Source organism: Methylobacterium sp. J-078, from assembly GCF_022829285.1.
GTDB lineage: Bacteria > Pseudomonadota > Alphaproteobacteria > Rhizobiales > Beijerinckiaceae > Methylobacterium.
Genome location: NZ_JAKSYI010000081.1, coordinates 62,162 through 88,423, shown reverse-complemented (window position 1 = coordinate 88,423; position 26,262 = coordinate 62,162). Strand labels below are relative to the sequence as shown.

Below are 26,262 nucleotides of genomic sequence, written 5' to 3'. Positions count from 1 at the left end.
CAACATGCGCGACCCCAACAGCCTGTTCCTCACCCAGGCCTTCCGCATGCGCAACCGCGACCTCGTCTACGTCTCCAACGCCCCCTTCACCGAGGTCCAGAAGGTCCTCTCCGTCTTCTCCACCGTCACCGCCCCCGTCTCTGCCGGCGCATCCCTCTACGCCACCGCCCGGTAAGGGCGGCGCACTCAGGCCCCCCTTGCGTTCTTCCGCGCCATCCCGCAGGGGTCCTACGGTCCGGTCGCGCCGAACGCACGCGCCGGGCCGTCGCTTCGGCGCGCGTGCCGAACCTTGGCGGCTGGCCGTCCCGGCCGATCCGTCTATATTCTTCGCGAGGTCGACCGAGGCGTGAGACGGGGCGGCATGAGGTTCAGGCGCGCGGTCCGGCGCATCGGGCTCGCAGGCGGCGTCTTTGGTTTGGCCGGCGGCGCCTTCGGTTTGGCCGGCGGCGCCTTCGGGCTGGCCGCCGCCCAGGTCTTCGGTGCGGTCGCGGCCCGGGCGGACGTGGTGATCGGTGTCGCCGTGCCCCGCTCCGGCGCCTATGTGGGTGTGGGCGAACAGGTGCTGCGCGGCGTCCAGGCCGCCGCTCGCGACGCCAATGCCAAGGGCGGCCTCGACGGGCAGACCATCGTGCTCGACGTGCAGGACGATGCCTGCGATTCCAACAAGGCCGTGGCGGTGGCCAACCACTACGCCGCGCAGGGCGTGCGCCTCGTGGTCGGCCATGTCTGCTCCAACGCGTCCCTCGCCGCATCGGAAGTCTATGCCGCCAACGGCACCGTGATGATCACCGCGGCCTCGGTCGCCGCCAAGCTCACGGATCGCGGCCTGCCGACGATCTTCCGGGCCTGCGGACGCGACGACGATCAGGCCAAGCTCTCGGCCACGGTGCTCGCCGAGCGGTTTCGCGAGAAGAAGATCGCGATCCTCAACGATCTGACGCCCGGCTCGCGCAACCTCGCCGCCGCCACGAAGGAGAACCTCAACCGCATCGGCATCAACGAGGCGGTCGCCACCGCCTTCGCGGCGGGCGACGCCGACGACGCGGCGCTCGCCGACCGCTTGAGGGAGGCCGGCATCGCGGTGGCGTATTACGGCGGGGATGCCCGCGAGATGGGCCGCCTCGTGCGGATCTCGGCCGAGCGGGGCTTCAAACCGCAATGGTTCGGCACCTCCGCCATCGCCACCCAGGAATTCGCCACCATCGCGGGGCCGGCGAGCAACGGCGTGCTGATGACCTTCTACCTCGACCCGCGCCGCAAGCCCGAGGCCGCCGCCGTGGTCGCCGCCTTCAAGGCTGAGGGTGTCGATCCCGAGGGCTCCACCATCTACGGCTACGCCGCCCTCCAGGCCCTGGTGGCGGCCGGCAACTTCGCCCGCACCACGGACGCCAAGCGCATCGCCACCACGCTCCACACGGAACGCTTCGACCTCGTGCTCGGCTCGGTGGGCTTCGACAACAAGGGCGACGTCACCGCCCAGGGCTATGTCCTCTACGTCTGGAACGACGGCGCCTTTACGTATGCCAAATAGCCTCTATGGCGAGCCGCCCCGGCGCCGGGGCGCGGCCGGCCTGTGTCCGGATTGACCGTTTCGGGATCGTTTCCGGTGCTTCGTCGTTCGTGAACGGCGGACACCCGGGCCGCCTGCCGGCGGTCCGGCGCGTAGTCGGGACGATTCGAGATCTTGCAGCGAGGCGTCATGCCCCCATCCTCCGTGCGCCCCCCCGCGGGGCGCCGCGCTTTTCTCTCCGCGGGTCTCGGCGGCGCGGCCGCCGCCCTCGCGGCCCCAGCCCGCGCCCAGGGCGCCCCGGATCTCCGCTGGCGCCTCGCCTGTGCCTATCCAAAGAACCTCGACATCCTGTTCGGCGCCACCGAGATGCTGGCCCGCCTCGTCGCCGAGGCCACCGACGGGCGCTTCCAGATCCAGCCCCTGGGACCGGGCGAGCCGGTGGCCGCCGCCGGCCTCCTCGACGCGGTCGCCGCCGGCACCGTCGAGATGGGTTACGGCCCGGCGACCCTGGGCCTGGCCAAGGACCCGACCTTCGCACTCGCCGGCGCCATGCCCTTCGGTTTGAACGCCCGGGGCCAGGCCGCCTGGTGGCTCCAGGGCGGGGCCGCCGAACTGTTCGGGGAGATCTTCGCCAAGCACGGCCTCGTGGCCCTGCCGGCGGGCAATACCGGGGCGCAGATGGGCGGCTGGTTCCGCCGCGAGATCAAGACGGTGGCCGACCTCCAGGGCCTGAAGCTGCGGATCGGCGGCCTCGGGGGGCAGGTCCTGGCCAAGCTCGGGGCGGTGCCGCAGGCGACGTCGGGTCCGGAGATCTATGCCGCCCTGGAAACGAAGGCCATCGACGCCGCCGAATGGATCGGCCCCTACGACGACGAGAAGCTCGGCCTGCAGAAGGTCGCGCCGACCTACCACTATCCCGGGTTCTGGGAGGGCGGCTCGATGCTGCACGCCTGGTTCAACGCCGAGGCCTGGAAGGGCCTGCCGAAGGGCTATCGGACGATCCTCCAGGCCGCCGCCGCCCAGGTCCATGCCGACGTTCAGGCCAAGTACGATGCGCGCAATCCGCGCGCCCTGCGCCGCCTCGTGGCCGGGGGCGCGCAGCTGCGTCCCTTCCCCCAGGAGGTGATGGAGGCCGCGCTCAAGGCCGCCAACGACGTATATGCGGAGATCGGGGCCAAGAACGCCGACTTCAAGCGCGTCTACGAGGCCCTGAAGACCTTCCGGAACGAGGAGTATCTCTGGTTCCAGGTAGCGGAATACACCTACGACAACTTCATGATCCGCGCCCGCGCCCGGGGCTGACCGGTCGATTCGGGACAGAAAAAAGGCCGCTCCGAAGAGCGGCCCGAAGTCTAGGGAGGAAACGCCCAAGGAGGGCAGCGAAACCGCGACGCCATCGCGTTCCCGCAATGCACAATCTGATCCTCTCCCCGGGAAATGCAAGGTGGTTAGGGCAGGGTCCCTGTCGCTTTTCGTGTCCGACCGCACATTGAGCGGTTTCTGTCGCCAAAATGACGCATCCGCCGATACGGCGAAGGATCATCGGCGGAGCTGGCGCCCTGACGCGGTGAACGCACCTTACGGCGTTGTTCGAATTCAGGTTTCGCGACCGGGATTGCTGCGCTTCGCGCGGTCCGATCCTGCCGGAACGGCGGGGATTGCATCCCGCGCCGAACGTGCCGGGCGCTCTACTTCTCACCACGATCCAGGAAGCGATGGCGGACGATGGCGATTCAGGCGGGACGAATTCGGGTTCTCAAGGATGTCGAGCCCCGCGGGGACGGGCGCTACGTGCTCTACCTCCTGCAGCAGGCGAACCGCGCGCACGAGAACCCGGCGCTCGAACTGGCGATCGAGGAGGCGAACCGGCTCGGCCTGCCGGTGCTCGCCTGCTTCGGGCTGCTCGACGGCAAGAACGGCTTTCCCGAGGCCAATGCCCGGCACTACGCCTTCCTGCTCCAGGGCCTCGCCGACGCGGCGTCCGGCCTCGAGGCCCGGGGCATCGGCTTCTGCCTGCGCAAGGCCTCGCCCGCTCGAGTTGCCATCGACCTGGCCGAGGACGCCGCCCTCCTCGTCCTCGACCGGGGCTACCTCGCGATCCAGAAACGCTGGTACGCTGAGATCGTGGAGGCCGTCGACGCCCGGATCGTGCAGGTCGAGGGTGACGTCGTGGTGCCGGTGGAAGTCACCTCGGGGAAGCACGAATATGCCGCCCGCACCCTGCGCCCGAAGCTGCACAAGCACCTCGACGACTACGTCGCGCCCCTGACCGCCCGCAAGGTGAAGCACGCGGCCAAGCGCGGCCTGCCGAAATCCGAGGTCGACATCGCTGACCCGGCGGCGGTGCTGGCTGGCATGAGCCTCGACCGGATCGTCGGCCCGGTGCGGCGCTTCACCGGGGGCGAGACTGAGGCGCGCCGACGCCTGAAAGCCTATCTCGAGGGCCCCTTCGCCAGTTACGGCAGCGACCGTAACCGGCCGGAGGCCGGGGCGGCCTCGCACATGAGCCCTTACCTGCATTTCGGGCAGATCTCCCCGGTGGAGATCGTGCGGGCGGTGCGGGCCGCCAAGGCCGGCGGCCGGGAGGATAAGGCGGCTTACGTCGAGGAGGTCGTCATCCGCCGCGAACTGGCGATGAACCACGTCCACTACACGGAGGGCTACGACGACTATGCGCGCGCCGTGCCCGAATGGGCCCGCAAGGTCCTGGCCGAGCATGCCGACGATCCGAGGCCGAAGACCTATACCGAGACCGAACTCGCGGAGGGCCGGACGCACGACGTCTACTGGAACGCCGCCCAGGCCGAGATGCGCGAGACCGGCTACATGCACAACCACCTGCGCATGTACTGGGGTAAGAAGATCCTCGAATGGTCGCCCAGCCCCGAGGAGGGCTTCGCCCGGACGCTCAGGCTCAACAACCGCTACTTCCTCGACGGCCGCGACGCGAACTCCTTCACCAACGTCGCCTGGGTCTACGGCCTGCACGACCGCCCCTGGGCCCGGCGCAAGATTTTCGGCACCGTGCGCTACCAGAGCGAAAATTCCCTGCGGAAATTCGATGCCAAGGCTTACCTGAAGACCGTCGAGGCGCTTTGCCGGGCGGAAGCCGAGAACGCGGCCTGAGGCCCGCCTGGGTATGCCCCTTGCCTGAGCCCTCCGCCGACGCGCCTTTCCCGAGTTCCCGCCCCGAGCCCCGGACCGCATGCCCCCCGCCCGTCCCCCCAAGGTGCTGCGCGTCAAGGTTCTGGAGGCCAAGGTTTTCCGGGCCAAGGTCCGATCCCGGGTGACGCCGGGCATGCGGCGCCTGCGCGGGGCCACCCGCGACGCGTTCGGGCTGTGGCGCCACCGCCTGCTGTTCCTCGTCGGCGGCATCGGCGTCGGCCTCGCCGCCGTCTTGATGGCGGAACTGGCCGACGCGGCGCAAGGGGGCTTCCGGCGGGTGCTCGGCCTCTCGCCCCTGGCAGCCCTCGGCCTGACGCCCCTCGGGTTCGCCCTCTGCGCCTGGCTCGCCCGCGACGTCTTTCCGAACGCACAGGGGTCGGGCATCCCCCAGGTGATCGCGGCGCGCCAGACCGGGCGGCTCGCCCTGCGCCGGTCCCTGGTCTCCCTGCGGGTCGCGGCGGGCAAGATCGTGGTGATGAGCCTCGGCCTGCTGTTCGGCGCCTCCACGGGGCGCGAGGGGCCGACGGTGCAGGTCGGGGCCGCCATCATGGCGGCGGCCGGACACCTCACGCCGGAGCGGGTGCCGGGACTCCTCCTCGCCGGCGGTGCGGCCGGCGTGGCGGCAGCCTTCAACACGCCGCTCGCCGGCATCGTCTTCGGCATCGAGGAACTCGGCCGGGCCTACGAGGCTCGCACGGGCGGGCTCATCGTCGCCGCCATCGTGGCGGCCGGCCTCACCGCGATGGCGCTGACCGGCAACTACACCTATTTCGGCACCGCCAGCGCCGCCCTGCCCTTCGGGCCGGGCTGGATCGCCGTGCCGGTGCTCGGGGCGCTGGGGGGCCTGGCCGGCGGCGGCTTCTCCCGCATCGTCATCCTGTTCGCGCGCGGCCTGCCCGGGCGCCTCGGGGGCGCCATCGCCGCCCGGCCGATCGCCTTCGCGGCGGCCTGCGGCCTCGGGGTCGCCCTGTGCGGCCTCGCCTCGGGCGGCACGGTCTACGGCACCGGCTACGAGGAGGCGCGCAGCCTCCTGCACGGCACGGCGGACCCGCATCCCGATTTCGCGCCCCTGAAGTTCCTCGCCACCCTGCTGTCGGCGATCAGCGGCATTCCCGGCGGCCTGTTCGCCCCCTCACTCAGCGTCGGGGCCGGCCTCGGGGCCGCCCTGCACGGCTGGTTCTCCGGCGTGCCGGTGGCCGCCCTGGTGCTCATCGGCATGGTCGCCTACCTGACCGGCGCCCTGCAGGCGCCGATCACCGCCTTCGTCATCGTCACCGAGATGACCCAGGACCACGCCCTGATGATCCCCCTCATGGTCGCGGCGCTGATCGCCGACGCGGTCTCGAAGGCGGTCTGCCGCGAGGGGCTCTACCACGCCCTGGCGCACATCCTCCTGGAGCGGGCCGGAACGGACGCCCGTCCGGCGGCACCGGCGCCGGCGGCGCCCCCCGGACCCGCCGCGTAAAACAGCCGAGCTTGGGCGGAACGCTTGCGTCCCCAGGTGGTTATCGGTCGGTTCCGCGATCTGGAGTGTTGCGCATGACCCTGTTGAAATGGGCCCTCATCTGTTTCGTGATCTCCCTCATCGCGGGCGGCCTCGGCTTCACCGGTATCGCCTCGGGCGCCGGCTCCCTGGCCCGCATCCTGTTCGGCCTGTTCCTGCTGGTGGCCATCGTCATCGTGGTCGTCGCCTTCGCCATCGGGCAGGCGGTGTTCTAGGCCCAGGCCGATGCCGGAGCGGATCGCCCTCGTCACCGGAGCGACCTCCGGCATCGGCACGGAGACGGCCCTGGGTCTGGCGCGGGCGGGGTTCCGCGTCGGCCTCGTCGGCCGGGATGCCGACCGGACCGGCCGGACCGCCGCCCGGATCCGGGAGGCCGTGCCCGGTGCCGTGATCGACGGCTTCGTGGCCGACCTCGCGTCGCAGGCCGAGGTCCGGCGCCTCGCGGCCGATGTGCGGGCGCTGTATCCGCGCCTCCACGTGCTGGTGAACAATGCCGGCGCGATCTTCGACCGGCACGCCACGACGGTGGACGGCATCGAGCGGACCTGGGCGCTCGATCATCTCGCCTATCTGCAGCTCAGCCTCGAGATTCTCGATCTCCTGAAGGCCGCCGCACCGGCCCGCATCGTCAGCGTCGCCTCCACGGCGCATCGGCGCGGCCGCATCGCCTTCGACGATATCGGCCACGCCCGGGATTACAGCGCGATCACGGCCTATTCCCAGGCCAAGCTCGGCAACGTTCTGTTCAGCGCCGCCCTGGCCCGGCGGCTGGCCGGCAGCGGCGTCACCAGCAACGCCCTGCATCCCGGCGTCATCGCCAGCGGGTTCGCGTCCGGGACCGGCGGCTGGTTCGGCTTCGGCTGGCGGTTGATCCGCCCCTTCCTGTCGAAGCCCGAGGACGGTGCCAGAACCTCGATCCACCTCGCGACCTCTCCCGAGGTGGAGGGCGTCACGGGGCTCTACTTCGACCGCTGCAAGCCCGTCGAGCCGTTGGCCCGGGGGCGGGACGAAGCCCTGCAGGAACGCGTCTGGGCCTTGAGCCTCAAGCAACTCGGCCTGGCCGAACCGGGCGGCTGAAACGCCGATACCGAGCTTCCGCCCAGGAGAAGGCAGCGCGATCATCCGGCAAGCATGACTGTTTGAAAACGTTTTCATGCACTGCACGCATGCCCCCTCCCACATGGAAGCGATTGCATGGTGCGGTGCGGAATGGCATTTCATCGCCATGCACCGCGGCGATGGCGTCGCCGCGGTGTGCCCTTCTTGGGCGTTTCCTCCCTAGACTTCAGGCCGCTCCCTCACCGGGGCGGCCTTTTTTCTGTCCGGGACCGGCGTTTTATCCGTCAGTTGGCGCGCCGACAAGCAAAATTGTGCGCAAACGCACATCATTTCGAGGATGTTATCCTGCGCCGGCGCAACGCACGCCGGCGCGTGGGCGGGCTCAGGCGGCCGGCGCCTCGGTCAGGAAGGCGCCCGACAGGGCCTGTCCGATCAGCGCCCGGGTCTCGGCGACGCCGTAGAGGGCGATGAACGAGCCGAAGCGGGGCCCGCGGGCTTCCCCGAACAGCACGTTGTAGATCGTGCCGAACCAGGCCTGCGACACGCCGGGGCGCCCGTCCGGGCTCTTCGCCTTGCCCGACAGGTCGGGGAAGTGACGGCGCCCGACCTCGTAGACCACCGCCTGCAGCCCCTCCGGATCGACGGAACCCTCGTGCGCGGCCAGCGTCGCGGAGAGGTCCTCCAGCGCCGCCCGCTCGGCCTCGGTGGCGGCCCGGTAGGTCTTGGCGGGGCGCACGAGATCGCGGAAATAGGCCAGCGCGTGGCCGACGAGGCGGGCCAGCACCGGGTGGCTCTCCGGTCCCACATCCGGGTCGTAGCGGCGGATGAAGCCCCACAGCACCGCCGGATCCTCGGTGTTGGCCACCGCCGCGAGGTTGAGGAGCATGGCGAAGGTGAGCGCGCCGCCCTTGCCGACGGCTTCCGCCGCCGGCGGATGCCCGGCATGCAGATGCCAGACCGGGTTGCCGAGCTTCTGGGCCGGCTCCTGGGTCGGGTACTTCTCCAGGAAGCTGAGGTAGTCGTCGACCTGGCGCGGGATCATCTCCACGAACAGGCGCTTGGCCTCGCGCGGCTTGTTGTACATGAACAACGCCAGGCTGTCGGCGGTGCCGTAGACCAGCCAGTCGTCGATCGAAAGGCCGTTGCCCTTCGACTTCGAGATCTTCTTGCCGTCCTTGTCGAGGAAGAGCTCGTAGTTGAAGCCCTCCGGCGGCTCGCCCCCAAGCGCGCGTGCGATTTCCCCTGAGAGCTTCACGGAATCGATGAGGTCCTTGCCGGCCATCTCGTAGTCGATGCCCAGCGCCACCCAGCGCATGGCCCAGTCGGGCTTCCACTGCAGCTTGGCATGGCCCCCCGTCACCGGGGTCTCGTAGCCCTCGCCGGTCTTCGGGTCGCGCCAGACCAGGGTGCCGGCCGAGACCCGGACCTCGTCGATGGCGACCTGCATCACCTCGCCCGTCACCGGATGGATGGGCAGGAACGGCGAGTAGCTCGCCGAGCGCTCGGCGCGCAGCGAGGGCAGCATGATCGCCATCACGGCCTCGTAGCGCTCCAGCACCGTGAGCAGGGCCGTGTCGAACACGCCCGAGCGGTAGCACTCGGTCGCCGAGCGGAACTCGTAGTCGAAGCCGAAGGCGTCGAGGAAGCGGCGCAATTCGGCGTTGTTGTGGGCGCCGAAGCTGTCATGGGTGCCGAACGGGTCCGGCACCCGGGTCAGCGGCTGGTTCAGGGCGCCGATCAGCAGGGGCTTGTTCGGCACGTTGTCCGGCACCTTGCGCAGGCCGTCCATGTCGTCCGAGAACGCGATCAGCCGGGTCGGCACGCTGTCGTTGGTGAGAACCCGGAAGGCGTAGCGCACCATGGAGGTTCGCGCGACCTCGCCGAATGTGCCGATATGCGGCAGCCCCGAGGGCCCGTAGCCGGTCTCGAACAGGACCTCCGATTTCGGCCGGCGCTCCAGCCGCGCCACGAGCTTGCGCGCCTCCTCGAAGGGCCAGGCGGCAGCGGTGGCGGCCGCCGCGATGAGATCGGGATCGGAGGGAAGCGGGGACGGCATGGACAGCGTCAGTTCTGCAAGAAGTGTCGGGGGTGATGGGTCGAGACCGGCGGCACCGTAGGGAGCGCGTCCCGGAGGGTCAACGTGAGGCCGAGCGCCCTGCGCCGGGGACATGGCAGCCGCCCCGCCCCCCGGCCCCCGGCTTCATACGTCTGCCGTGTCTCCCTGCGAGACAGCACGCGTCGCTCGGCCCGGCTGCCTGAGCGGAGCCCGGATCCGCCGTCCCGCAGGGGCCGAACGGATCGCGCAGGAAAGGCCCCATGACCGCGTCCGTCCTCCCGCACGTGTCCGTCACCGACACGCCCGAGATCCGCGCCACCCGGCTCCTGTTCCTCATCGTCGGCTTCGGCGTCGCGGCCTGGGCGCCCCTGCTGCCCCTCGTGAAGGCGCGGGCGGGCCTCGACGACGCCACCCTCGGGCTGCTCCTGCTCTGCCTCGGCATCGGGTCGCTCGCCACCATGCCGGTGGCGGGGACGCTCGCCGGGCGCTTCGGCACCCGCCCCGTCCTGGCCGCCGCCGTGCTCGTCACCGGGGCGGCGCTGGTGGTCCTGTCGCGTGCCGCCGGCCTGCCCGTCCTCGCCGCGGCCCTGACTGGGCTCGGGATCGGTCTCGGCCTCCTCGACTGCCTGATGAACCTGCAGGCCGTGGCGGTGGAGCGCCGGTCGGCACGGCCGATGATGTCGGGTTTCCACGGCCTCTACAGCCTCGGCTGCATCCTGGGCGCGGCCGGCTTCAGCGCCCTCCTGAGCCTCGGCCTGACGCCTTCGGCCGCCACTCTGGCGGTGGTCGCCGCCATCGCGGCCGCCTTCCTCGCCGCCCTGCCCGGCATCCTGCCGGCCTTGGGGAGCGAGTCGCACGGCCCGGCCTTCGCCCGGCCGCGGGGGCCGGTGCTCCGCATCGGGCTCCTGTGCTTCGTGGTCTTCCTCACTGAGGGCTCGGCCCTCGACTGGAGCGGCGTCTTCCTGATCCAGGAGCGCGGCCTCGATCCGGCTCGCGCCGGCCTCGGCTACGCGGCCTTCTCGCTGACGATGACGGTGGGCCGGCTCACCGGCGACGCCCTCGTGCGCCGGATCGGGCGCCGCCGCATCGTCGTGCTGGGTGCGCTCCTGGCGGCGGGCGGCCTCGGCCTCGCGATCGCCGTGCCCCTCTGGCCGGTGACGCTCCTCGGCTACGCCCTGGTGGGGGCGGGCTGCGCCAACATCGTGCCGGTGCTGTTCACCGCCGCCGGCCGTCAGAACGCGGTGCCCGCCGCCCTCGCGATCCCGGCCGTGACCACGCTCGGCTATGCCGGGGTGCTCGCGGGCCCCGCCGCCATCGGGCTCTTCGCCCATGCCACCAGCCTGACGCTCGCCCTCCTCGTGGTGGCCGCCCTCCTCGTCGTCGTCGCGGCCGGCGCCCGGCGGCTGCGCACCTGAGGGGTGCGCGAGGGCGTTCGAGGATGTGGGTCGGCCGGAATCCTCCCGCGCGGCACCCCGTGGACGGGACCTCGGTTCAAGGACCCGAATGAAAGCGCAACGGGACAGTGGCGGTCAGCCGATCGGCCTTCAAGTCAGGCGGAAAGGGTGGAAATGTCGAGCCCACCCGCACGGCCGCCAGGGCGAGTGCATCGATGTAGGGCGAGCCGGACGGCATCTTGATCGTCGAGGCTGAAACGGTACCGCTCCTCTCCACCGTGAACACGACGGTGGCCACCCCGCCGGAGAGCGTGCGGTATCCGCTGCTCCTCATGCGGCGATAGATGATCCGTGCGAGGGTCAGCTGATAGTCCGGGCTTACGCCTTGGAATCGCGGTTCAAATCCCTCCCGCGCCTGGAGCCGGCCCGCTGCGGACATGAGGAGGATGCAGGCGGCGAGAAGGATGAGATGGCGCATGGACGGGGTCGTGCCTGGCAAGGAAGACGTGCATCGGCGTCCGGAAAAGCAATCGCAGGTTCGGCACGCGCGCGCCATGGTCCTGGACGTGGAATTCCCGAGTCTTCCTACGCCACGCGCAGCGTCCCTCGGCAGGCCTCGCCGGCGCGGAAGGTGGCTCGCGGCGGCGTTTCGAGGCGTCCGCTGCGGACACTCCCCGTGACGAAGCGGGCTTCGTCGCACCGTGCGATCCGCGCGGCCGCACCATGAAGCGCGGATCGCCCGCTCTCTGCGCATCCGGAGCAGGAAGCGCCAATTCCCGTCAGAACGGGCTCACGGGGAAGAACCGCAGGTACAGCTCGGCGTACTTCCCCTCGTCCCAGAGACGCTGAAGGGCGTCGTCGAGCGCCCGCGACAGGGCCGCGTCGTCGGCGCGGGTGACGAGGCCGATGCCCTCGCCGAAGTAGCGGTTCTCCAGGTAGTCGCCCCCGGTGAAGGCGCAGCAATTGGCGGCCTCGGCGCCGCCTATCCAGAGGGCGAGGTTCAGGCCGTCGGCGAAGACGTAGTCGACCTCGCCCCGGCGCAGGGCCCCCTCGGCGGTGGCGAGATCGGTGAAGTCCTTGGCCGCCGCCTTGGGGAAGAACGCCTTGAGGTAGGCCGCGTGGGCGCTGCCGCCCACCACGCCGACGCTGCGCTCGGCGAGCGCGGCGGCGGAGGGGGCGGGCAGGCCCTTGTCGGTGCGGGCGGCGAAGCGCGCCGGCCAGCGGAAATACGGCCGCGTGGCGAGGAAGCGCGCCCGCAGGGCCGGCGTCAGGGGAATCGCGGCGGCGACGACGTCGCCCTGCCGGTCGGCCAGGGCGTCGAGCAGGGTGTCGAAGCGCCGGGCCTGCACCGTGCAGGCCATCGCCAGACGCTCGCAGACCGCGCGGGCGAGTTCCACCGAGAAGCCCGTGGGCGTGCCGTCGGGCCCGGCGAAGTGCAGGGGCGGGAACTCGTCGTCCGTGAGGAAGCGGATCGCGCGGGCACTCGGCTGGGTCTCCATGCGCTCCTGGCGGGCACGCGGGTTCCAGAAGTTCGGAATCGTTACGCCCTCGGCCCGGGCCCCGGCCGGCCCCCCCCAGCACAGGGCCGCCATGACGACGAAAGCGGTGGTCCGGCCGCACCTTCGCCTTGCCATCGGGCGCATGAACGGAGAAGTTGCAGGGGTGGTGCGCGGGTTGCGCATGGGAACGGTCTGGCTCACGGCGTCTCCCCTAGCACATCCCCGGGCCATCGGGAGGCCGGCTGCGGTGTCGTTCCTCGTCAGCTCGCGCGCCGCCACGGCCGGCGCGCTGCCGCCCGAGATCGGCTTCCTCGCCCGCCAGGGGTTCGATCCCGCAGCGCTGGCCGAGGCCGCCGCCCTGGCGCGGGCCTGCGGCAGCGACGCGGCCACTACCCTGATCCAGGCCGACCGGATCGGCGAGGAGGCCTATTACCGCGCCCTCGCCGCCGCCCTCGGCGTGCCGTTCCTGGCGGCCGGCGATCTCCGCCTCGGCGAGGGCACGCGCTTTCCCGGCAGCCTCGAGGCCGGGCTCGCCCCCCTGGCGCGGCCGGGCCCCGCCGCCTTCGTCTGCGCGCCGCGCGGGGCCGCCATCGCGGCCCTCCTGCGGGAGGGCAACGCGGCCGCCATCACCACGCCCCGCGCCCTGTCCGCGGCGGTCTTCGCCGCCAACCCCTCCGGCATCGCCGCCTACGCCGCCGACACGCTGCAGGTTCGGCGCCCCGACTGGGCCCTCGGTCCGGGCTCGCAGGGGCCGCGCCTCGCCATCGTCGCCCTCGTGCTGGGGGCGGGTGGCGTGGCCGGCGCCCTCATCCCCGCCCCTCTGCTGATCGGGGCTTGGACCCTGGTGCAGCTCGCCTTCCTCGCCATGGTGACGTTCCGGATCGCCGCCGTCAGCGTCGAGGCCGAGCCGAAGCTCGACAGCCCGCTCGCAGACGCGGCCCTGCCGGTCTACACCGTGCTGGTCGCCCTCCACCGCGAGGCGCGTGTGGTGCCCCGCCTCGCCGCCGCCCTGGCGCGGTTCGACTATCCGGCGGCCAAGCTCGACATCAAGTTCGTGATCGAGGCCGACGACCGCGAGACCGCCGACGCCCTGGAGGCCGCCGCCCTCCCCGCCCGGTTCGAGATCGTGCGCGTGCCCGCGGGCCTGCCGCGCACGAAGCCGCGCGCCCTCAACGCCGCCCTGCCCCTGGCGCGGGGCGCCTGCCTCGTGGTCTACGATGCCGAGGACGTGCCCGATCCGGGCCAGCTCCGCGCCGCCGCGACGCGCTTTGCCCGCGCCTCCCGCACCACCGCCTGCCTCCAGGGCCGCCTCGTCATCGACAACATGGCGGATGGCCGCCTCACCCGGTGCTTCGCCATCGAGTACGCCGCCCTGTTCGACGTGCTGGTCCCGGCCCTGGCCTCCTGGCGATTGCCGGTTCCCCTGGGTGGCACCTCCACCCATTTCCGCACCGCGTCGCTGCGGGAGGTCCATGGCTGGGACGCCTGGAACGTCACCGAGGATGCCGACCTCGGCATCCGCCTCGCGCGGGCGGGCTACCATGTGGGGGACTTGGCCAGCGACACCCTGGAGGAGGCGCCGCGCACGCTCCGGCCCTGGCTGCACCAGCGCACCCGCTGGATGAAGGGGTTCCTGCAGACGACCCTGACCCATGCGCGCACGCCCCGCACGACCGCCCGGCAACTCGGCCCCCTGGGCACGCTCTGCGCCGTGGCGCTGGTGCCCGGCACGGTGATCTCCGCCCTCGCCTACCCGTTCCTGATGGGGCGGGCGGCCTGGGACTTCACCCACTTCGTCCTCAGCGGCCTGCCCGCCCCCGGCGGCTTCTGGGCGAGCCTGCCCACGGGCTCGGCGATCACGCTGTTCGTCTCCGGCCTCCTGGCGATGCTGCTGCCGGCGGCGCTGGGCTGCGTCCGCCGCGGCTGGTTCGACTGCCTCGCCTTCGTGCCGCTGATGCCCCTCTACTTCCTGCTGGTGAGTCTGGCCGCCTGGGCGGGCCTGATCGAGCTCGTCCGCGCGCCGAACCGCTGGAACAAGACCGAGCACGGCTTGGCGCGCACCTCGCGCAGCGGTGCCGTGCGGGTGGGCTGAGGGCCCTCAGGCCAGGTCGAGTGCCGTCAGCGTCTCGGCGACCCGCCGGCGCGCGTCCCCGGCGAGCGGCAGGATCGGGCGCGGCGGTGCCGTCCGACAGCGCCCGAGGAGTTCGGCGCAGGCATAGATCACCCGCAGGCTCGAATAGGTCCGGAACAGGTCCCAGAGGGGGTCCAGCCGGGCGTTCAGGCGGCGCGCCTCGGCGGCGTTCCCCGCCTCGACCGCCCGGACGATCGCCACGGCGGGCTCCGGGAACAGCCCGGCCGCGACGCTGTACCAAGCCGCGCCGCCGGCCAGCAGCGCCTCGGTCGCGTTCCAGTCGCCGCTGTAGCCGAGGGAGAACCCGTCCGGCACGGCGGCGCGCAACGCCGCGAACTGGCCCGCCACCTCCGCCGGCTCCGGGGCCGGGCTCTTGATGGCGACGATGCCCGGTACCCGGGCGAGGCGGCCGACGAGGGCCGGGGTGAAGCGGAAATGGGTGGTGCCGGGATTGTCGTAGAGGCAGAGCGGCAGACCCGATTCCCGCGCCACCGTCTCGCAATGCGCGAACACCTCGTCCTCGGTCAGCGGCGTGTAGGACATCGCCGCGAGAAGCCCGGCCTCGGCCCCGGCGCCCTTCGCGTCCTGGGCCAGCCGCACCGCGTCGTCGGTGCGCAGGGCGCCGATGCCGACGAGGAGCGGCACGCGGCCCGCCACCGCGTCCACGGCGGTCTCCACGGCCCGGCGGCGCTGGTCGCGTGCCAGGAACGCATAGGTGCCGGTGCTGCCCAGCAGCCCGATCGACCCGACGCCGGCCGCGACCAGGGGGTGCAGGAGGGCGCGCAGGGCGCCGACATCGACCGCGCCATCGGCGCTCGCGGGCGTGATCGGAAAGGCCGACAGGACGGGCATGGTCGCTCCGGGGGCACTTTCGGGAGGCGGCGCCTCCCGTGGTCTTCAGGGTTGGGCGCTCACAGCATCTTGGCGAGCTCGGCCGCCGCCGCTTCGGGCGGGCGGGCGAGGTTCAGGGCGTTGAGGAAGCGGTTCTGGCCGTTCATCACGTAGACGAGGGCGGTGTGCTCCATGGTGTAGTCGCCGTCCTTGGTCGGCACCTTGCGGACATAGGCCCGGTAGGCCTTCACCGCCGCGTTCACCTCCTCGGGCGAGCCGGTCAGGCCGACGATGCGCGGATCGAAGCTCGCCAGGTAGGTCTTGAGGGCGGCCGGCGTGTCGCGCTCCGGGTCGACGGCGATGAAGAGCGCGCGTGTGTCCCGGCCCTTCGGCCCGAGGGCCTGGAGCACGTCGCCGATCTGCTGCAGCGTCGTCGGGCACACGTCGGGGCAGTGCGTGAAGCCGAAGAACACGAGGTGCGTCCGGCCCGCATAATCGCGCTCGGTGACGCGCTGCCCGTCCTGGTTGGTCAGGGCGAAGGGGCCGCCGACGCTGCTCGTCCCCACTTCCTGCTTCGGCATCAGCACCACGAAGGCGGCGACGCAGAGCCCCACGAGGCCGACCACGAAGGCGAGGATGGGCAGGAATGTGCGACGCATGGGGAAACGGCCTTGCGGTCGAGGGATATGGCGGCCTCAAGACCACAGGCGCCGCCGCCGGGCAATCCACCAAACCGTCGCCACCAGACCGTCGCCGGGCGGGCTCAGCCCCGTCGCGGCTCGGGCTCGCCAGCTTCCGGCTCACCCCGCCGCCGCTCCTCCGCCAGGGCCGCGCTCTCGCGCCGGAGCGGCCGCCCGACCGGGCAGGCCTCCTGCACGAAGCCGTTGAGGGTGTTGAGGAGGCTGTCCTCCACCTGCCGGTAGAACACGAACTGCCCGCGCTTCTCGCCCACGATCAGCCCAGCCGATTCGAGCACCGAGAGATGCTGCGAGATCGAGGGCTTCGACATGGCGAACCGCCCGGCGATCTCCCCCGCGCTGAGCTCGGTATGGGCGAGATAGGCCAGGATCTTCCGGCGCACGGAGGAGGACAGGGCTTCGAAGACGCGCTGCATGGCCGATGAGTTAGGCGATGAACTAACCATTGACAAGCGCCGAGGCGTTGGAGATTAGTTTATTTCCTAAATAACGAAGCAGATTCCGTCGTGACCGATGCACCGCCCTGCACTTCGACCCTTCGGATGATCGCCGAGGCGGACACCTCCGCCACGGAGGGGCACCTGGAATGGGCGCCGGCCAAGTCCCTCTGGATCACCGGGATGGCGGTCACGGCCCTGCTCCTCGGGCCCGTCCTCGTCACGCCGGGGGCCGTGGCGCTGTTCGCCGCCACCACAATCGTCACCCTGTGCGCCGGGCATTCCGTCGGAATGCACCGGCTCCTCGTCCATCGCAGCTTCTCGGCCAGGCCCTCGGTCGAATACCTGCTGATCTATCTCGGAACGCTGGTGGGCATGGCCGGGCCGGTGGGGATGATCCGCCTGCACGACATGCGCGACTGGGCGCAGCGGCAGGCGGCCTGCCACGACCTGCATGCCAACCGGCTGTCGATGCCGCGCGACGCCCTCCTCCAGATGCACGCGCGCCTCGTCCTGGCGCACCCGCCGCGCTTCCACCTGGAGCGGCGGGTCGGGGAGGACCGGGTTCTCCGCTGGCTGGAGGCGACCTGGATGCTGCAGCAACTGCCCTGGGCGGTGCTGTTCTACGCGGTGGGCGGATGGGCGTGGGTGATCTGGGGCATTCCCGTCCGCATCGCGGTGTCGCTGACGGGGCACTGGCTCGTCGTGCATCTCACCCACCGTGACGGCCCGCAGGGCTGGGTGGTCGAGGGCGAGTCGGTCCAGGGGCACGACCTGCCGGCCGCGGCCTGGCTCACCTTCGGCGAGGCCTGGCACGCCACGCACCACGCCTGGCCGGACTCGGCGCGCCTCGGCACGGAGCCGGGCCAGGCCGATGCGGGCTGGTGGCTGCTGCGGGGGCTCGAGCGCCTGGGCCTCGTCTGGGACCTGAAGCAGCCGAGCAACCTGGAGCCGCGCGCCGGAGTGCGCCGGCTCGGACCGGCGGAGGGGCCGATGCCGCGACCCGCAACGGTCGGTCGGTACTGACGGAATCGTCCACGGGCCGGCCGACCACCGACCCAGCCTTCTTCCAAACGCGACACGGAGCGCCTGATGCCCTGTTCCTCCACGCCCAGGATCCTCGCGGATCCCGCCACCTCGGCCACCGAGGGCCGGGTGGTCTGGGCGCCCGCCCGCTCGCTCTGGGTCGGCGGCATGACGCTGGCGGCGCTCACCCTCGCGCCCGCCTACGTCACCCCCGGGGCCGTGGCTCTGTTCCTCGCCACGAGCGCGGTGACGCTCTGCGCCGGGCACTCGATCGGCCTCCACCGGCTGCTGATCCACCGCAGCTTCTCCGCTCCCCTCTGGGTGGAACGCCTGCTCGTCTATCTCGGCACGCTGGTGGGCATGGCCGGCCCCTTCGGCATGGTGCAACTCCACGACACCCGGGACTGGGCGCAGCGCCAGGCCGCCTGCCATCCCCTGCACGCGCACGGGGCCGGCTTCCTGCGCGATGCCTGGTGGCAGATGCACAGCCGCCTCGTGCTGGCGCATCCGCCCCGCTTCGTGCCGGAGGCGGCTCTGGCGCGGGACCCGTTCCTCGCCGGCCTGGAGGCGACCTGGATGGCGCAGCAACTGCCCTGGGCCGTGCTGTTCTACGGGATCGGCGGGATGCCGTGGCTGGTCTGGGGCATCCCGGTGCGGATCGCGGTCGGCCTCACCGGGCACTGGCTCGTCGGCCATCTCACCCATCGTCGAGGCCCGCAGGGCTGGGTCGTGGACGGCACGGCGGTCCAGGGGCACGACCTGCCGGCGGCCGCCCTCGTCACCTTCGGCGAGGCTTGGCACGGCAACCATCACGCCTGGCCGGAATCCGCCCGGCTCGGGCTGGAGCCCGGCCAGCACGATCCGGGCTGGTGGGTGCTGCTGGCCCTGCGCCGGCTCGGCCTGGTCTGGGACCTGAAGCAGCCGGTCGACCTGGAGCCGCGCGTCGGCCTGCGGCGGCTCGGACCGGCGGGCGCGACCCGCTGAGGCGACTCCCCTGCCCTCAGATCGCGAGCTTGCCCGGCTCGATCGCCGCGATGGCCGCCCGGGCGCCGAGGCGGCGCAGGGCCTCGCCCACCATGAGGAGCGCCGGCCCCTCGTGGCCGGAGGCCTCGACCCGGTCGGCGAGGTCGGCGGCATCGGCCTCGACCACCTGCTGGTTCGGGCGGGTGGCGTTGAAGACGAGCAGTGCCGGAGTCGTCGGCGCGAGGCCCTCGGCGACCGCCCGCTCCAGCAGGACACGAAGCGTCTTCTTGGGCATGTAGACCACGGTGGTGACGCTCGGATCGGCGAGCGCGCCCCAGTTCAGGTCCTCGGGCAGGGCCCCGCGCCGGTCGTGGCCGGTGACGTATTGCAGGCGCCGCGCCGCGTCGCGGTTCGTCAGGGAGACGCAGAGCGAGGCCGCCGCCCCTTGCGCCGCCGAGATGCCCGGCACCACGCTCACCGGGATATTGGCCGCCCGGCAGGCGTCGATCTCCTCGCCGGCCCGGCCGAACACCAGGGGGTCGCCGGATTTCAGGCGCACCACCTGCTTGCCGGATTTCGCGAGCTGCACCATCAGCGCGTTGATGTCGTCCTGGCGGCAGGACGGGCCGTGCCCGGTCTTGCCCACCAGCATGGTGCGGGCCTCGCGGCGGGCGTAGTCGAGGATCTCGGGCGCCACGAGGTCGTCGTAGAGGATCACGTCGGCGTTGCGCAGAGCGCGTAGCGCCTTGAGGGTGAGGAGTTCGGCATCCCCCGGGCCGGCGCCAACCAGGGTGACCGCACCACCCTTCGGCGCGGCCTCGGTCTCTCCCAGTAGTTCCGCGAGATCGGTGGCGGTCGGAGCCCGATCGGGTTCGGCGAAGGCCCGATCCGTGAAGCGCTCCCAGAAGGCGCGGCGGTCCGAGAAGCCGTGGAAGCGGCCGGTGACCTCCTCGCGCCAGTCGCGGGCGGCGCCGATCCAGGCCTTGAACCCGCGCGGCAGCATGCCCTCGATCCGGGCGCGCACGGTCTGGCCGAAGACCGGGGCGGCCCCCTCCGTCGAGATGCCCACCACCATGGGCGAGCGGTTCACGATGGCGCCGAACTTCACGTCGCAGAGATGCGGCCGGTCGACCGCGTTGACGATGGCGCCGGTCTTCCGGGCGGCGGCCACGAAGGCGATGCAGTCGTCCTCGTCTTCCATGGCGCCGATGCAGAAGGCGGCGCCCGTGAGGTCGTCGGCGTGCCACTGGCGCGCGTGCAGGGTCACGGCGCCCGCAACGATCTCGCCCGGCACGGCGCGGAGTTCCTCGCTGGGCTCGGGCGCGTAGACGTCCACGTGAGCGCCGGCGGCGGCCAGCAGCTTCACTTTCCAAGGGGCGCCCCCGTTCGAGCCGGCCAGCACCGCGCGCTTGCCCTGGAGCGGCACGAACACGGGCAGCACGGCCAGCGGCTCGAGGCCTGCGGGGGCTCCGCCACGGGCCGGATCGATACCGGCGGGCCGGGTTTCACGGGGCTGACGGGGTGTGCTCATGAACTCGTCCAATCACGCGGATTCCTTCTCCCCTTTGCGGGAGAAGGTGGCCCGCGAAGCGGGTCGGATGAGGGGAGCGCCATATTCGGAGCGGTCGCTCCCCTCTCCCGCCTGCTTCGCAGGCACCCTCCCCCGCGGAGGGGGGAGGGTGAGCTTCTCCTCTGAAAATGAGCCTATGCGGCGTTGCGTGCAAGCGCCTCGGGCAGAAGCTTGCGGATCTCGGGGATGCACGAGCCGCAATTCGTGCCGGCCTTGCAGGCGGCCCCCACCGCCTCGACGGTGCGGGCCCCCGCGGCGATGACGCCCGTGATGACGTCGAGGCCGACGCCGTGGCAGGCGCAGACGGTCGGCCCGGCCGACGCGGTCTCGGCGCGTCCCGACAGGAGGGAGCGCCGGGCGGCGGGCTCCGGTTCGGCCTCGGCGAACAGGGCCTTGGCCTCTTCCCAGCCCGGTCGCGCCTCGGCGGGGCCCAGCGCCAGGCAGGCGACGAGGCGGCCGGACTCGTAGACGGCGCAGCGGTAGCGCCCCCGCGCGTGGTCGGCGTACTCGGCGAGGTCGTGGCCCTGGAACAGGCCGCGCATCATCAGCGCCACGGCGCGGGAACTCTCCTGCGTGGCGAATTGCAGGCCCGAACCCCCCTGGATCGTGGCCCGCGCCCACCACCAGCCCTCCGGCAGCCCATGCTCGCCCCGAGTCAGCAGGAACCCGCGGTTGCGGTAGGGCTCGGCCGCGATGGCGGCCGGCGTCGCCTTCAGCTCGGGCTGGCCCGAGACCGGATCGGGCACGCCCCGCACCAGGGCGCCGACGCGGGCATCCGAGGCGGTGGCGGCACTCCAGTGGAAGGCGGCGAACAGGTTGCCTGGCCGCACGGCGTCGGTGACCATGGTCTCCAGGGTCGCGGTGCCGTGCGGCGTCGCGATCCGGGCCAGATCCCCCTCCTTCAGGCCGAGCGGGGCGGCGTCGTCCGGGTGGATCTCCACGAAGGGCACGGCGCGGTGGGCCGAGAGGCGCTGGCTCTTTCCCGTGCGCGTCATCGTGTGCCAGTGGTCGCGCACCCGCCCCGTGTTGAGGACGAGGGGGTAGGCCTCGCTCACGCCTTGCGCGAGGGCCGGGGGCTGCACGGCGACGAAGCGGGCGCGCTTGTCGAAGGTGTAGAATTGTCCGTCGGCGAAGAGCCGGGTCCTGCCCTTGCCGCGCTTCGGCAGGGGCCATTGCAGCGGCGGCGTGGTCGCGTAGGTGGCGTCCGCGATCTCGCTCACGGCGCCGAGGTCGAAGTCGCGGCTGCCGTTGTTCTCGAAGGCCGAGAGCGCGGCGTGCTCGCGGAAGATCGCGGCCGTGCCCGAATAGGCGAAGGCCTGCGCATGGCCGAGGCGCTTGGCGACGTCGCAGACGATCTGCCAGTCGGCCCGGGCCTCGCCGGGGGCCTTGAGGAAGCTGCGCTGGCGCGAGATCCGGCGCTCGGAATTCGTCACCGTGCCGTCCTTCTCGCCCCAGGCCAGCGCCGGGAGCAGCACGGTCTTCTTGCCCGTCGCCCGGGCGCTGTCGCTGTCGGCCACCGCCTCCGAGACGACGTAGAGGTCGAGGCCCTTCAGGCTCTCGCGGATCTGGTTCGCGCGCGGCATCGACACGATGGGGTTGGTGCCCATCACCCACAGAGCCTTGATCTTGCCGCGCTCGATCGCCTCGAACAGGGCGACCGCCTTCATGCCCTCGCCGGTGATGATGTTGGGCGCGGCCCAGAAGCGGCGGACCCGGTCCACCTCCTCCGGCGCGAAGTGCATGTGGGCGGCCAGCATGTTGGCCAGCCCCCCGACCTCGCGCCCGCCCATGGCGTTGGGCTGGCCGGTCAGCGAGAACGGCCCCGCGCCGGGCAGGCCGATGCGGCCGGTGGCGAGGTGGCAGTTGATGATCGCGTTGCCCTTGTCGGTCCCTTGAGCCGACTGGTTCACCCCCTGCGAAAAGGCGGTGACGACGCGCTTCGTGCGAGCGAACAGCTCGAAGAACCGGGCCACGTCGGCCTCCGACAGGCCGGTGGCGGCGGCGGTGGCGGCGACATTCGGTGCGATGGCGCGAGCCCGCTCCAGGGCGCCGTCCAGGCCGCTCGTGTGGTCGAGGACGAAGCGGTAATCCAGCGAACCGGTGCTGGCGAGGTGCGCCAGGAGGCCGGAGAACAGGGCCGTGTCGGTGCCGGGCTTGAGGCCGAGGAAGAGGTCGGCCTCCTCCCCTGTCTGGGTCCGGCGGGGGTCGATCACCACCAGCTTGGTGCCGCGTTTCGTCCGCGCGTCGACCATGCGGCGGAACAGGATCGGGTGGCACCAGGCGGTGTTCGAGCCGACCAGCACGATGAGGTCCGCCTCGTCGAGGTCCTCGTAGCAGCCCGGCACGGTGTCCGAGCCGAAGGCGCGCCGGTGGGCCGCCACCGCGCTCGACATGCACAGGCGCGAATTCGTGTCGACGTGCGGCGTGCCGAGGAAGCCCTTCGCGAGCTTGTTGGCGACGTAGTAATCTTCCGTGAGAAGCTGGCCCGAGAGATAGAACGCGATCGCGTCCGGGCCGTGCTGCTCGGCGATGCGGCGCAGGGACCCCGCCACGGTGCCCAGCGCCGATTCCCAGCTCGTGCGAGCGCCGTCCACCTGCGGGTGGAGCAGGCGATTGTCGAGGGAGAGCGTCTCGCCCAGCGCCGAGCCCTTGGAGCAGAGGCGCCCGAAATTGGCCGGATGCGCGGTATCGCCCGCGATGCCCGCGCCGCCCTGCCCGTCCGGGGTGGCGAGCACGCCGCAGCCGACGCCGCAATACGGGCAGGTGGTCTTCACGGGGGCGGCCGGTGCCTGGACGTGCGCGTTCATGGCGTGAGCCTCGGCGGGTTTTCTATGGTCGTGGATGGAGGCAAGAGACGGGCCGAGGCGGACCGCCCACCCTCTCCCCCCTGCGGGAGAGGGGCCCGCGGAGCAGGCGGGAGAGGGGCCCGCGCGACCAATTCGGAAAGGGCGGTGCTCCCCTCTCCCGACCCGCATGCGCGGGCCACCCTCCCCCGCAGAGGGGGAAGGGTTGAGATGGCGCGCTCAGTACACGTCGGCCTGGTAGCGCCCGGTCTTCTTCAGATGCGCGAGGTAGGCCACGGCCTCGTCGGGGTTCTTGCCCCCGTGCGTGCCGGCGACGTCGATGATCGCCCGTTCCACGTCCTTGGCCATGCGCTTGGCATCGCCGCAGACGTAGAAATGCGCGCCGCCGTCCAGCCACGCCCACAGTTCGGCGCCGGTCTCGCGCATGCGGTCCTGGACGTAGGTCTTCTCGGTGCCGTCGCGGGACCAGGCCAGCGACAGGCGGGTGAGCACCTTCCTGTCCTTCAGGCCGTTCAGCTCGTCCTTGTAGAAGAAGTCGCTGGCCTGTTTCTGGTGGCCGTAGAACAGCCAGTTGCGGCCCGGCGCCTGCGTGGCGTCGCGCTCGCGCAGGAAGGCGCGGAACGGCGCGATGCCGGTGCCCGGACCGACCATGATCACGTCCTTCGACAGGTCCTCGGGCAGGGCGAACCCGTGCGCCTTCTGCAGATAGACCTTCACCTTCATGCCCTCGGGGATGCGCTCGCCGAGATGGGTCGAGGCGACGCCGAGGCGCAGGCGCGAGCGGTGGCTGTAGCGCACCGCGTCGACGGTGAGCGAGACCCGGCCCGGATCGGCCTTCGGCGAGGAGGAGATCGAGTAGAGGCGCGGCTGCAGCTCGTCCAGCGCCTCCAGGAACACCTCCGCGTCGGGGCGCGCGCCGGGGAACTTGTGGAGCGCGCCGAGGACGTCGAGATGCGCGGCGTCCCCGTCCGGGTCCTCGCCGGCGGCCAGCGCCTGCGCCTTCTTGCGGGCCTCGCCCGAGGTGAGGAGCGAGAGGAGCTGGTAGAGCCCGTCCGGCGCTCCGCCGAGCGCGTAGTCGGTCAGTAGCCGGTCGCGCAGGGTCTTGGCGCCGATCCTGCGCTCGGGCCGCGCCCCGAGTTCGGCAATGACCGCGTCGACCAGGGCCGGGGCGTTGGCGGGGAACAGGCCCAGCGAATCGCCGACCACGTAGTCGATCGGCGTATCGGTGAGGTCGATCTCGACGTGCCAGGTCTCCTTCTCGCCGCCCGGCGCGTTGAGGCGGGTGCGGGAGACGAAGGTCGCCTCCACGGGGTTCTCGCGGCAGAAGCCCAGCGGCCCGAGTTCGGGGGCGGCCTTGGGCGCCGAATCCTCGGCCTTCTTCGGCGCAGGCCCGCCGGCGGCGCCGAACTCCTCCTCGAGCTTCTTCAGCATCCGGAGCGTGTCCTTGCCGCCCGGCTGGCAGAGGTTCAGGCGCTCCTCATTCTTGAGGAAGATCGCGTTGGCGTAGTCCGCGCAGTTGTAGCCGCACTGGCCGCAATCCTGCTGCGCCATGGCGGCCATCAGCTTCTGCGGCTCGGGCCGTTCCTTGGCGAGTTCCATCCGGTCGGGCAGCGGCATCGACGGGTCGTGCCAGGGCGCGTCGTCGTTGTCGGCGAGTTTCGGACCGCCACTGGCCGGCGCGTCGCCGGGTGCCAGCGCCGTGGCGCCCTCGACGGCGGGGCCCAGCAGGGCGGCGAAGTAGCCCGAGAGCCAGGCGCGCTGGTCCGGGTCGAAGGGGGCGGTCTCGGGGATGAGGACCAGGGGGGGCGTGACGTGCTCGCTCATGCGGCGGCCTTCAGGACGGGTTGCTCTTCGGCGAGGTTGCGCAGCGACTCGGCGCCGGTGCGGGCGGTGAAGGCCTGGAAGCTCTCGGTCGGGCCGGAGCGCCGGGCGAGGTAGCTGCGCAGCAGCGCCTCGATGCGGGGCGGGCAATCCTCGGCCTTCACGGCCTTCCAGATCTCGGTTCCGATCTTCGGGGAATCGCCGAAGCCGCCGCCGACGACGATGTCGTAGCCCTCGACGGTGTCACCCTCCTCGGAGACCACGACCTTGGCGCCGATGAGCCCGATGTCGCCGATGTAGTGCTGGGCGCAGGAATGGTGGCAGCCGGTGACGTGGACGTTCACCGGCACGTCGAGTTCCGTGAGGTTCGCCTCGATGTAATCGGCGATGACGAGGGCGTGGCCCTTGGTGTCGGAGGCGGCGAACTTGCAGCCGCGATTGCCCGTGCAGGCCACGAGGCCGGCGCGGATGCTGGAGGCCTCGGTGGTGAGACCGAGCGCGGCGACCCGTGCCTGGACCTCGGCGACCTTCGCATCCGGCACCCCGGAGAACAGGAAGTTCTGCCAGACGGTCATACGGATGGCGCCGTCGCCGCATTCGGACGCGATGGCCGCGAGGCCCCGCATCTGGTCCGAGGTCATCTTGCCCACCGGCAGGATCACGCCGATCCAGTTCAGGCCGGGCTGGACCTGGGCGTGCACGCCCACATGGGAGAAGCGGTCCATGGGCCCGCGCGGGGCGACATGGGCGGGGTCGACCCGGGCGAGCTTGGTGCCGAGTTCGTCCTCGACGGCGGCGAGGTATTTGTCGAAGCCCCAGGCGTCGAGGACGTACTTCATCCGGCTCTTGTTGCGGTTGGTGCGGTCACCGTTCTTGATGAAGACCCGCAGGATGGCGTCCGCCACCTTGTTGCAATCCTCGGGCTTGAGCACGATTCCGGTGTCGCGGGCGAGATCCCGGTGGCCGGAGATGCCGCCGAGCACGAGGCGCATCCACACGCCCGGCTCCACGGCGGCGCCGTCGAGGATGCGGACCGCCTGGAAGCCGATGTCGTTGGTCTCCTCCAGCACCGGCATCACGCCGCCGCCGTCGAAGGCGACGTTGAACTTGCGCGGCAGGCCGTAGAGCGAGCGGTCGTTGAGGATCCAGTTGTGCCAGGATTTGGCCAGCGGCCGCGTGTCGAGGAGTTCCTGCGCGTCGATGCCGGCCACGGGCGAGCCGGTGACGTTGCGGATGTTGTCGGCGCCGGCGCCGCGTGCCGTGAGGCCGAGGTCGATCAGCCCGTCGAGGAAGGGCTGGCCGTGCTCCACCGTGATCTCGCGGACCTGCAGGTTGGCGCGGGTGGTGACGTGGCTGTAGCCGCCGCCATGCGCGTCGGCGAGATCGGCGATCCCGGCGAACTGCCAGTGCTGCAGGATGCCGTTGGGGATGCGCAGCCGGCACATAAAGTCGCCGCTGGCCGGCGCGAGCCAGAACAGGCCGTGGTAGCGCCAGCGGAAATTGTCCTCCGGCTTCGGCGTCTTGCCGGTGCTCGCCTCCGTGACGAGGCGGTTGTGGCCGTCGAACGGGTTCTCGGCGCGCTTCCACTTCTCCTGCTCGCAGAGCTTGCCGCCGGCCTTGATGGTGGCGTCCTGCGCCTTGATGTGGATCGCGTCCGGGCCGACGGGCTCGGCCGGCGGCGCGGAGGCGGCCTGCCCGGCCGCGAGGCCGCCGGTCATGCGGGCGGCACTGATGCCGGAGGCGAAGCCTTCGAGATAGCGCTTCTGCTCGGCGTTGAATGCGTCGGCCATGGCT

Annotated in this window: 20 protein-coding genes and 1 pseudogene; 11 read left to right on the top strand and 10 right to left on the bottom strand. The window is 71.7% G+C overall.

Annotated features, from left to right (window positions below; genetic code table 11):
- From MKK58_RS13605 to MKK58_RS13575, 7 genes and pseudogenes are all read left to right on the top strand, one after another.
- Nucleotides 1-175: pseudogene (locus MKK58_RS13605) on the top strand (sugar transporter); the annotation flags it as partial.
- Between the two features lie 186 nt (nucleotides 176-361).
- Nucleotides 362-1,531: a branched-chain amino acid ABC transporter substrate-binding protein gene (locus MKK58_RS13600; protein ID WP_243912562.1), complete on the top strand. Its 1,170-nt coding sequence runs from the start codon at nucleotides 362-364 to the stop codon at nucleotides 1,529-1,531.
- A 168-nt stretch (nucleotides 1,532-1,699) separates the two neighbouring features.
- Complete coding sequence (locus tag MKK58_RS13595) at nucleotides 1,700-2,812, top strand: TRAP transporter substrate-binding protein (protein WP_243912561.1); 1,113 nt, start codon at nucleotides 1,700-1,702, stop codon at nucleotides 2,810-2,812.
- Nucleotides 2,813-3,235: 423 nt separating this feature from the next.
- On the top strand, nucleotides 3,236-4,636 hold the full coding sequence (locus MKK58_RS13590; RefSeq protein ID WP_243912560.1) for a deoxyribodipyrimidine photo-lyase: 1,401 nt from the start codon (nucleotides 3,236-3,238) through the stop codon (nucleotides 4,634-4,636).
- Nucleotides 4,637-4,808: 172 nt separating this feature from the next.
- Nucleotides 4,809-6,140, top strand: coding sequence for a chloride channel protein (locus MKK58_RS13585; protein ID WP_243912565.1), 1,332 nt, complete (start codon nucleotides 4,809-4,811; stop codon nucleotides 6,138-6,140).
- A 74-nt stretch (nucleotides 6,141-6,214) separates the two neighbouring features.
- Nucleotides 6,215-6,394: a DUF1328 domain-containing protein gene (locus MKK58_RS13580; RefSeq protein ID WP_056469231.1), complete on the top strand. Its 180-nt coding sequence runs from the start codon at nucleotides 6,215-6,217 to the stop codon at nucleotides 6,392-6,394.
- A gap of 10 nt (nucleotides 6,395-6,404) precedes the next feature.
- On the top strand, nucleotides 6,405-7,256 hold the full coding sequence (locus MKK58_RS13575; RefSeq protein WP_243912559.1) for an SDR family oxidoreductase: 852 nt from the start codon (nucleotides 6,405-6,407) through the stop codon (nucleotides 7,254-7,256).
- A gap of 364 nt (nucleotides 7,257-7,620) precedes the next feature.
- Here the strand turns inward: MKK58_RS13575 and MKK58_RS13570 are convergent, their stop codons facing one another.
- Nucleotides 7,621-9,294, bottom strand: coding sequence for a lysine--tRNA ligase (locus MKK58_RS13570; RefSeq protein ID WP_243912558.1), 1,674 nt, complete (start codon nucleotides 9,292-9,294; stop codon nucleotides 7,621-7,623).
- Nucleotides 9,295-9,554: 260 nt separating this feature from the next.
- Between MKK58_RS13570 and MKK58_RS13565 the strand changes: the two genes are divergently transcribed.
- Nucleotides 9,555-10,709 (top strand): MFS transporter, encoded by a 1,155-nt coding sequence (locus MKK58_RS13565; protein WP_243912557.1) that lies wholly within the window; start codon nucleotides 9,555-9,557, stop codon nucleotides 10,707-10,709.
- A gap of 76 nt (nucleotides 10,710-10,785) precedes the next feature.
- Here MKK58_RS13565 and MKK58_RS13560 read toward each other — a convergent pair whose 3' ends face one another.
- Both MKK58_RS13560 and MKK58_RS13555 read right to left on the bottom strand, forming a co-directional pair.
- Entirely contained in the window at nucleotides 10,786-11,166 is a 381-nt protein-coding gene (locus MKK58_RS13560; protein WP_243912556.1) for an energy transducer TonB, read from the bottom strand.
- A 301-nt stretch (nucleotides 11,167-11,467) separates the two neighbouring features.
- Nucleotides 11,468-12,280, bottom strand: coding sequence for a transporter substrate-binding domain-containing protein (locus tag MKK58_RS13555; RefSeq protein ID WP_243912564.1), 813 nt, complete (start codon nucleotides 12,278-12,280; stop codon nucleotides 11,468-11,470).
- Between the two features lie 154 nt (nucleotides 12,281-12,434).
- On the opposite strand from MKK58_RS13555, the gene MKK58_RS13550 reads away from it, so the two are divergent.
- Nucleotides 12,435-14,279, top strand: coding sequence for a glycosyltransferase family 2 protein (locus MKK58_RS13550; protein ID WP_243912555.1), 1,845 nt, complete (start codon nucleotides 12,435-12,437; stop codon nucleotides 14,277-14,279).
- Between the two features lie 6 nt (nucleotides 14,280-14,285).
- Here MKK58_RS13550 and MKK58_RS13545 read toward each other — a convergent pair whose 3' ends face one another.
- From MKK58_RS13545 to MKK58_RS13535, 3 genes are all read right to left on the bottom strand, one after another.
- The gene (locus MKK58_RS13545) at nucleotides 14,286-15,170 is read right to left on the bottom strand and encodes a dihydrodipicolinate synthase family protein (RefSeq protein WP_243912554.1); all 885 of its coding nucleotides are present in this window, start codon (nucleotides 15,168-15,170) and stop codon (nucleotides 14,286-14,288) included.
- A gap of 59 nt (nucleotides 15,171-15,229) precedes the next feature.
- Entirely contained in the window at nucleotides 15,230-15,808 is a 579-nt protein-coding gene (locus MKK58_RS13540; protein ID WP_243912553.1) for an SCO family protein, read from the bottom strand.
- A gap of 104 nt (nucleotides 15,809-15,912) precedes the next feature.
- Nucleotides 15,913-16,263 carry a metalloregulator ArsR/SmtB family transcription factor gene (locus MKK58_RS13535; protein WP_243912552.1) on the bottom strand — a complete coding sequence of 117 codons (351 nt, stop codon included), beginning with the start codon at nucleotides 16,261-16,263 and terminating at the stop codon, nucleotides 15,913-15,915.
- Between the two features lie 126 nt (nucleotides 16,264-16,389).
- On the opposite strand from MKK58_RS13535, the gene MKK58_RS13530 reads away from it, so the two are divergent.
- The gene (locus tag MKK58_RS13530; protein ID WP_243912551.1) at nucleotides 16,390-17,310 is read left to right on the top strand and encodes a fatty acid desaturase; all 921 of its coding nucleotides are present in this window, start codon (nucleotides 16,390-16,392) and stop codon (nucleotides 17,308-17,310) included.
- A gap of 66 nt (nucleotides 17,311-17,376) precedes the next feature.
- A complete protein-coding gene (locus MKK58_RS13525; protein ID WP_243912550.1) occupies nucleotides 17,377-18,294 on the top strand; it encodes an acyl-CoA desaturase in 918 nt (305 codons plus the stop codon).
- A 16-nt stretch (nucleotides 18,295-18,310) separates the two neighbouring features.
- Here MKK58_RS13525 and cysG read toward each other — a convergent pair whose 3' ends face one another.
- The 4 genes from cysG to MKK58_RS13505 form a co-directional block, all read right to left on the bottom strand.
- Nucleotides 18,311-19,804, bottom strand: coding sequence for a siroheme synthase CysG (gene cysG, locus MKK58_RS13520; protein ID WP_243912549.1), 1,494 nt, complete (start codon nucleotides 19,802-19,804; stop codon nucleotides 18,311-18,313).
- Between the two features lie 173 nt (nucleotides 19,805-19,977).
- A complete protein-coding gene (locus tag MKK58_RS13515; protein ID WP_243912548.1) occupies nucleotides 19,978-22,650 on the bottom strand; it encodes a nitrate reductase in 2,673 nt (890 codons plus the stop codon).
- A gap of 216 nt (nucleotides 22,651-22,866) precedes the next feature.
- Nucleotides 22,867-24,471: a sulfite reductase subunit alpha gene (locus MKK58_RS13510; RefSeq protein WP_243912547.1), complete on the bottom strand. Its 1,605-nt coding sequence runs from the start codon at nucleotides 24,469-24,471 to the stop codon at nucleotides 22,867-22,869.
- Nucleotides 24,468-26,258, bottom strand: a complete 1,791-nt coding sequence (locus MKK58_RS13505) for a NirA family protein (protein WP_243912546.1) — start codon at nucleotides 26,256-26,258, stop codon at nucleotides 24,468-24,470. The genes MKK58_RS13510 and MKK58_RS13505 overlap by 4 nt, the downstream gene beginning before the upstream one ends.
- Nucleotides 26,259-26,262 lie beyond the last annotated feature (4 nt).

Excerpts from the sequence above, each read along its gene's own strand:
- MKK58_RS13590 (WP_243912560.1), top strand. The coding sequence starts at position 3,236 with ATGGCGATTCAGGCGGGACGAATTCGGGTTCTCAAGGATGTCGAGCCC.
- MKK58_RS13570 (WP_243912558.1), bottom strand. The coding sequence starts at position 9,294 with ATGCCGTCCCCGCTTCCCTCCGATCCCGATCTCATCGCGGCGGCCGCC.
- MKK58_RS13555 (WP_243912564.1), bottom strand. The coding sequence starts at position 12,280 with ATGGCGGCCCTGTGCTGGGGGGGGCCGGCCGGGGCCCGGGCCGAGGGC.
- MKK58_RS13510 (WP_243912547.1), bottom strand. The coding sequence starts at position 24,471 with ATGAGCGAGCACGTCACGCCCCCCCTGGTCCTCATCCCCGAGACCGCC.
- MKK58_RS13530 (WP_243912551.1), top strand. The coding sequence starts at position 16,390 with ATGATCGCCGAGGCGGACACCTCCGCCACGGAGGGGCACCTGGAATGG.
- MKK58_RS13540 (WP_243912553.1), bottom strand. The coding sequence starts at position 15,808 with ATGCGTCGCACATTCCTGCCCATCCTCGCCTTCGTGGTCGGCCTCGTG.
- MKK58_RS13560 (WP_243912556.1), bottom strand. The coding sequence starts at position 11,166 with ATGCGCCATCTCATCCTTCTCGCCGCCTGCATCCTCCTCATGTCCGCA.
- MKK58_RS13575 (WP_243912559.1), top strand. The coding sequence starts at position 6,405 with ATGCCGGAGCGGATCGCCCTCGTCACCGGAGCGACCTCCGGCATCGGC.
- MKK58_RS13580 (WP_056469231.1), top strand. The coding sequence starts at position 6,215 with ATGACCCTGTTGAAATGGGCCCTCATCTGTTTCGTGATCTCCCTCATC.
- MKK58_RS13565 (WP_243912557.1), top strand. The coding sequence starts at position 9,555 with ATGACCGCGTCCGTCCTCCCGCACGTGTCCGTCACCGACACGCCCGAG.
- MKK58_RS13600 (WP_243912562.1), top strand. The coding sequence starts at position 362 with ATGAGGTTCAGGCGCGCGGTCCGGCGCATCGGGCTCGCAGGCGGCGTC.
- cysG (WP_243912549.1), bottom strand. The coding sequence starts at position 19,804 with ATGAGCACACCCCGTCAGCCCCGTGAAACCCGGCCCGCCGGTATCGAT.
- MKK58_RS13525 (WP_243912550.1), top strand. The coding sequence starts at position 17,377 with ATGCCCTGTTCCTCCACGCCCAGGATCCTCGCGGATCCCGCCACCTCG.
- MKK58_RS13505 (WP_243912546.1), bottom strand. The coding sequence starts at position 26,258 with ATGGCCGACGCATTCAACGCCGAGCAGAAGCGCTATCTCGAAGGCTTC.
- MKK58_RS13535 (WP_243912552.1), bottom strand. The coding sequence starts at position 16,263 with ATGCAGCGCGTCTTCGAAGCCCTGTCCTCCTCCGTGCGCCGGAAGATC.
- MKK58_RS13595 (WP_243912561.1), top strand. The coding sequence starts at position 1,700 with ATGCCCCCATCCTCCGTGCGCCCCCCCGCGGGGCGCCGCGCTTTTCTC.
- MKK58_RS13545 (WP_243912554.1), bottom strand. The coding sequence starts at position 15,170 with ATGCCCGTCCTGTCGGCCTTTCCGATCACGCCCGCGAGCGCCGATGGC.
- MKK58_RS13585 (WP_243912565.1), top strand. The coding sequence starts at position 4,809 with ATGCGGCGCCTGCGCGGGGCCACCCGCGACGCGTTCGGGCTGTGGCGC.
- MKK58_RS13515 (WP_243912548.1), bottom strand. The coding sequence starts at position 22,650 with ATGAACGCGCACGTCCAGGCACCGGCCGCCCCCGTGAAGACCACCTGC.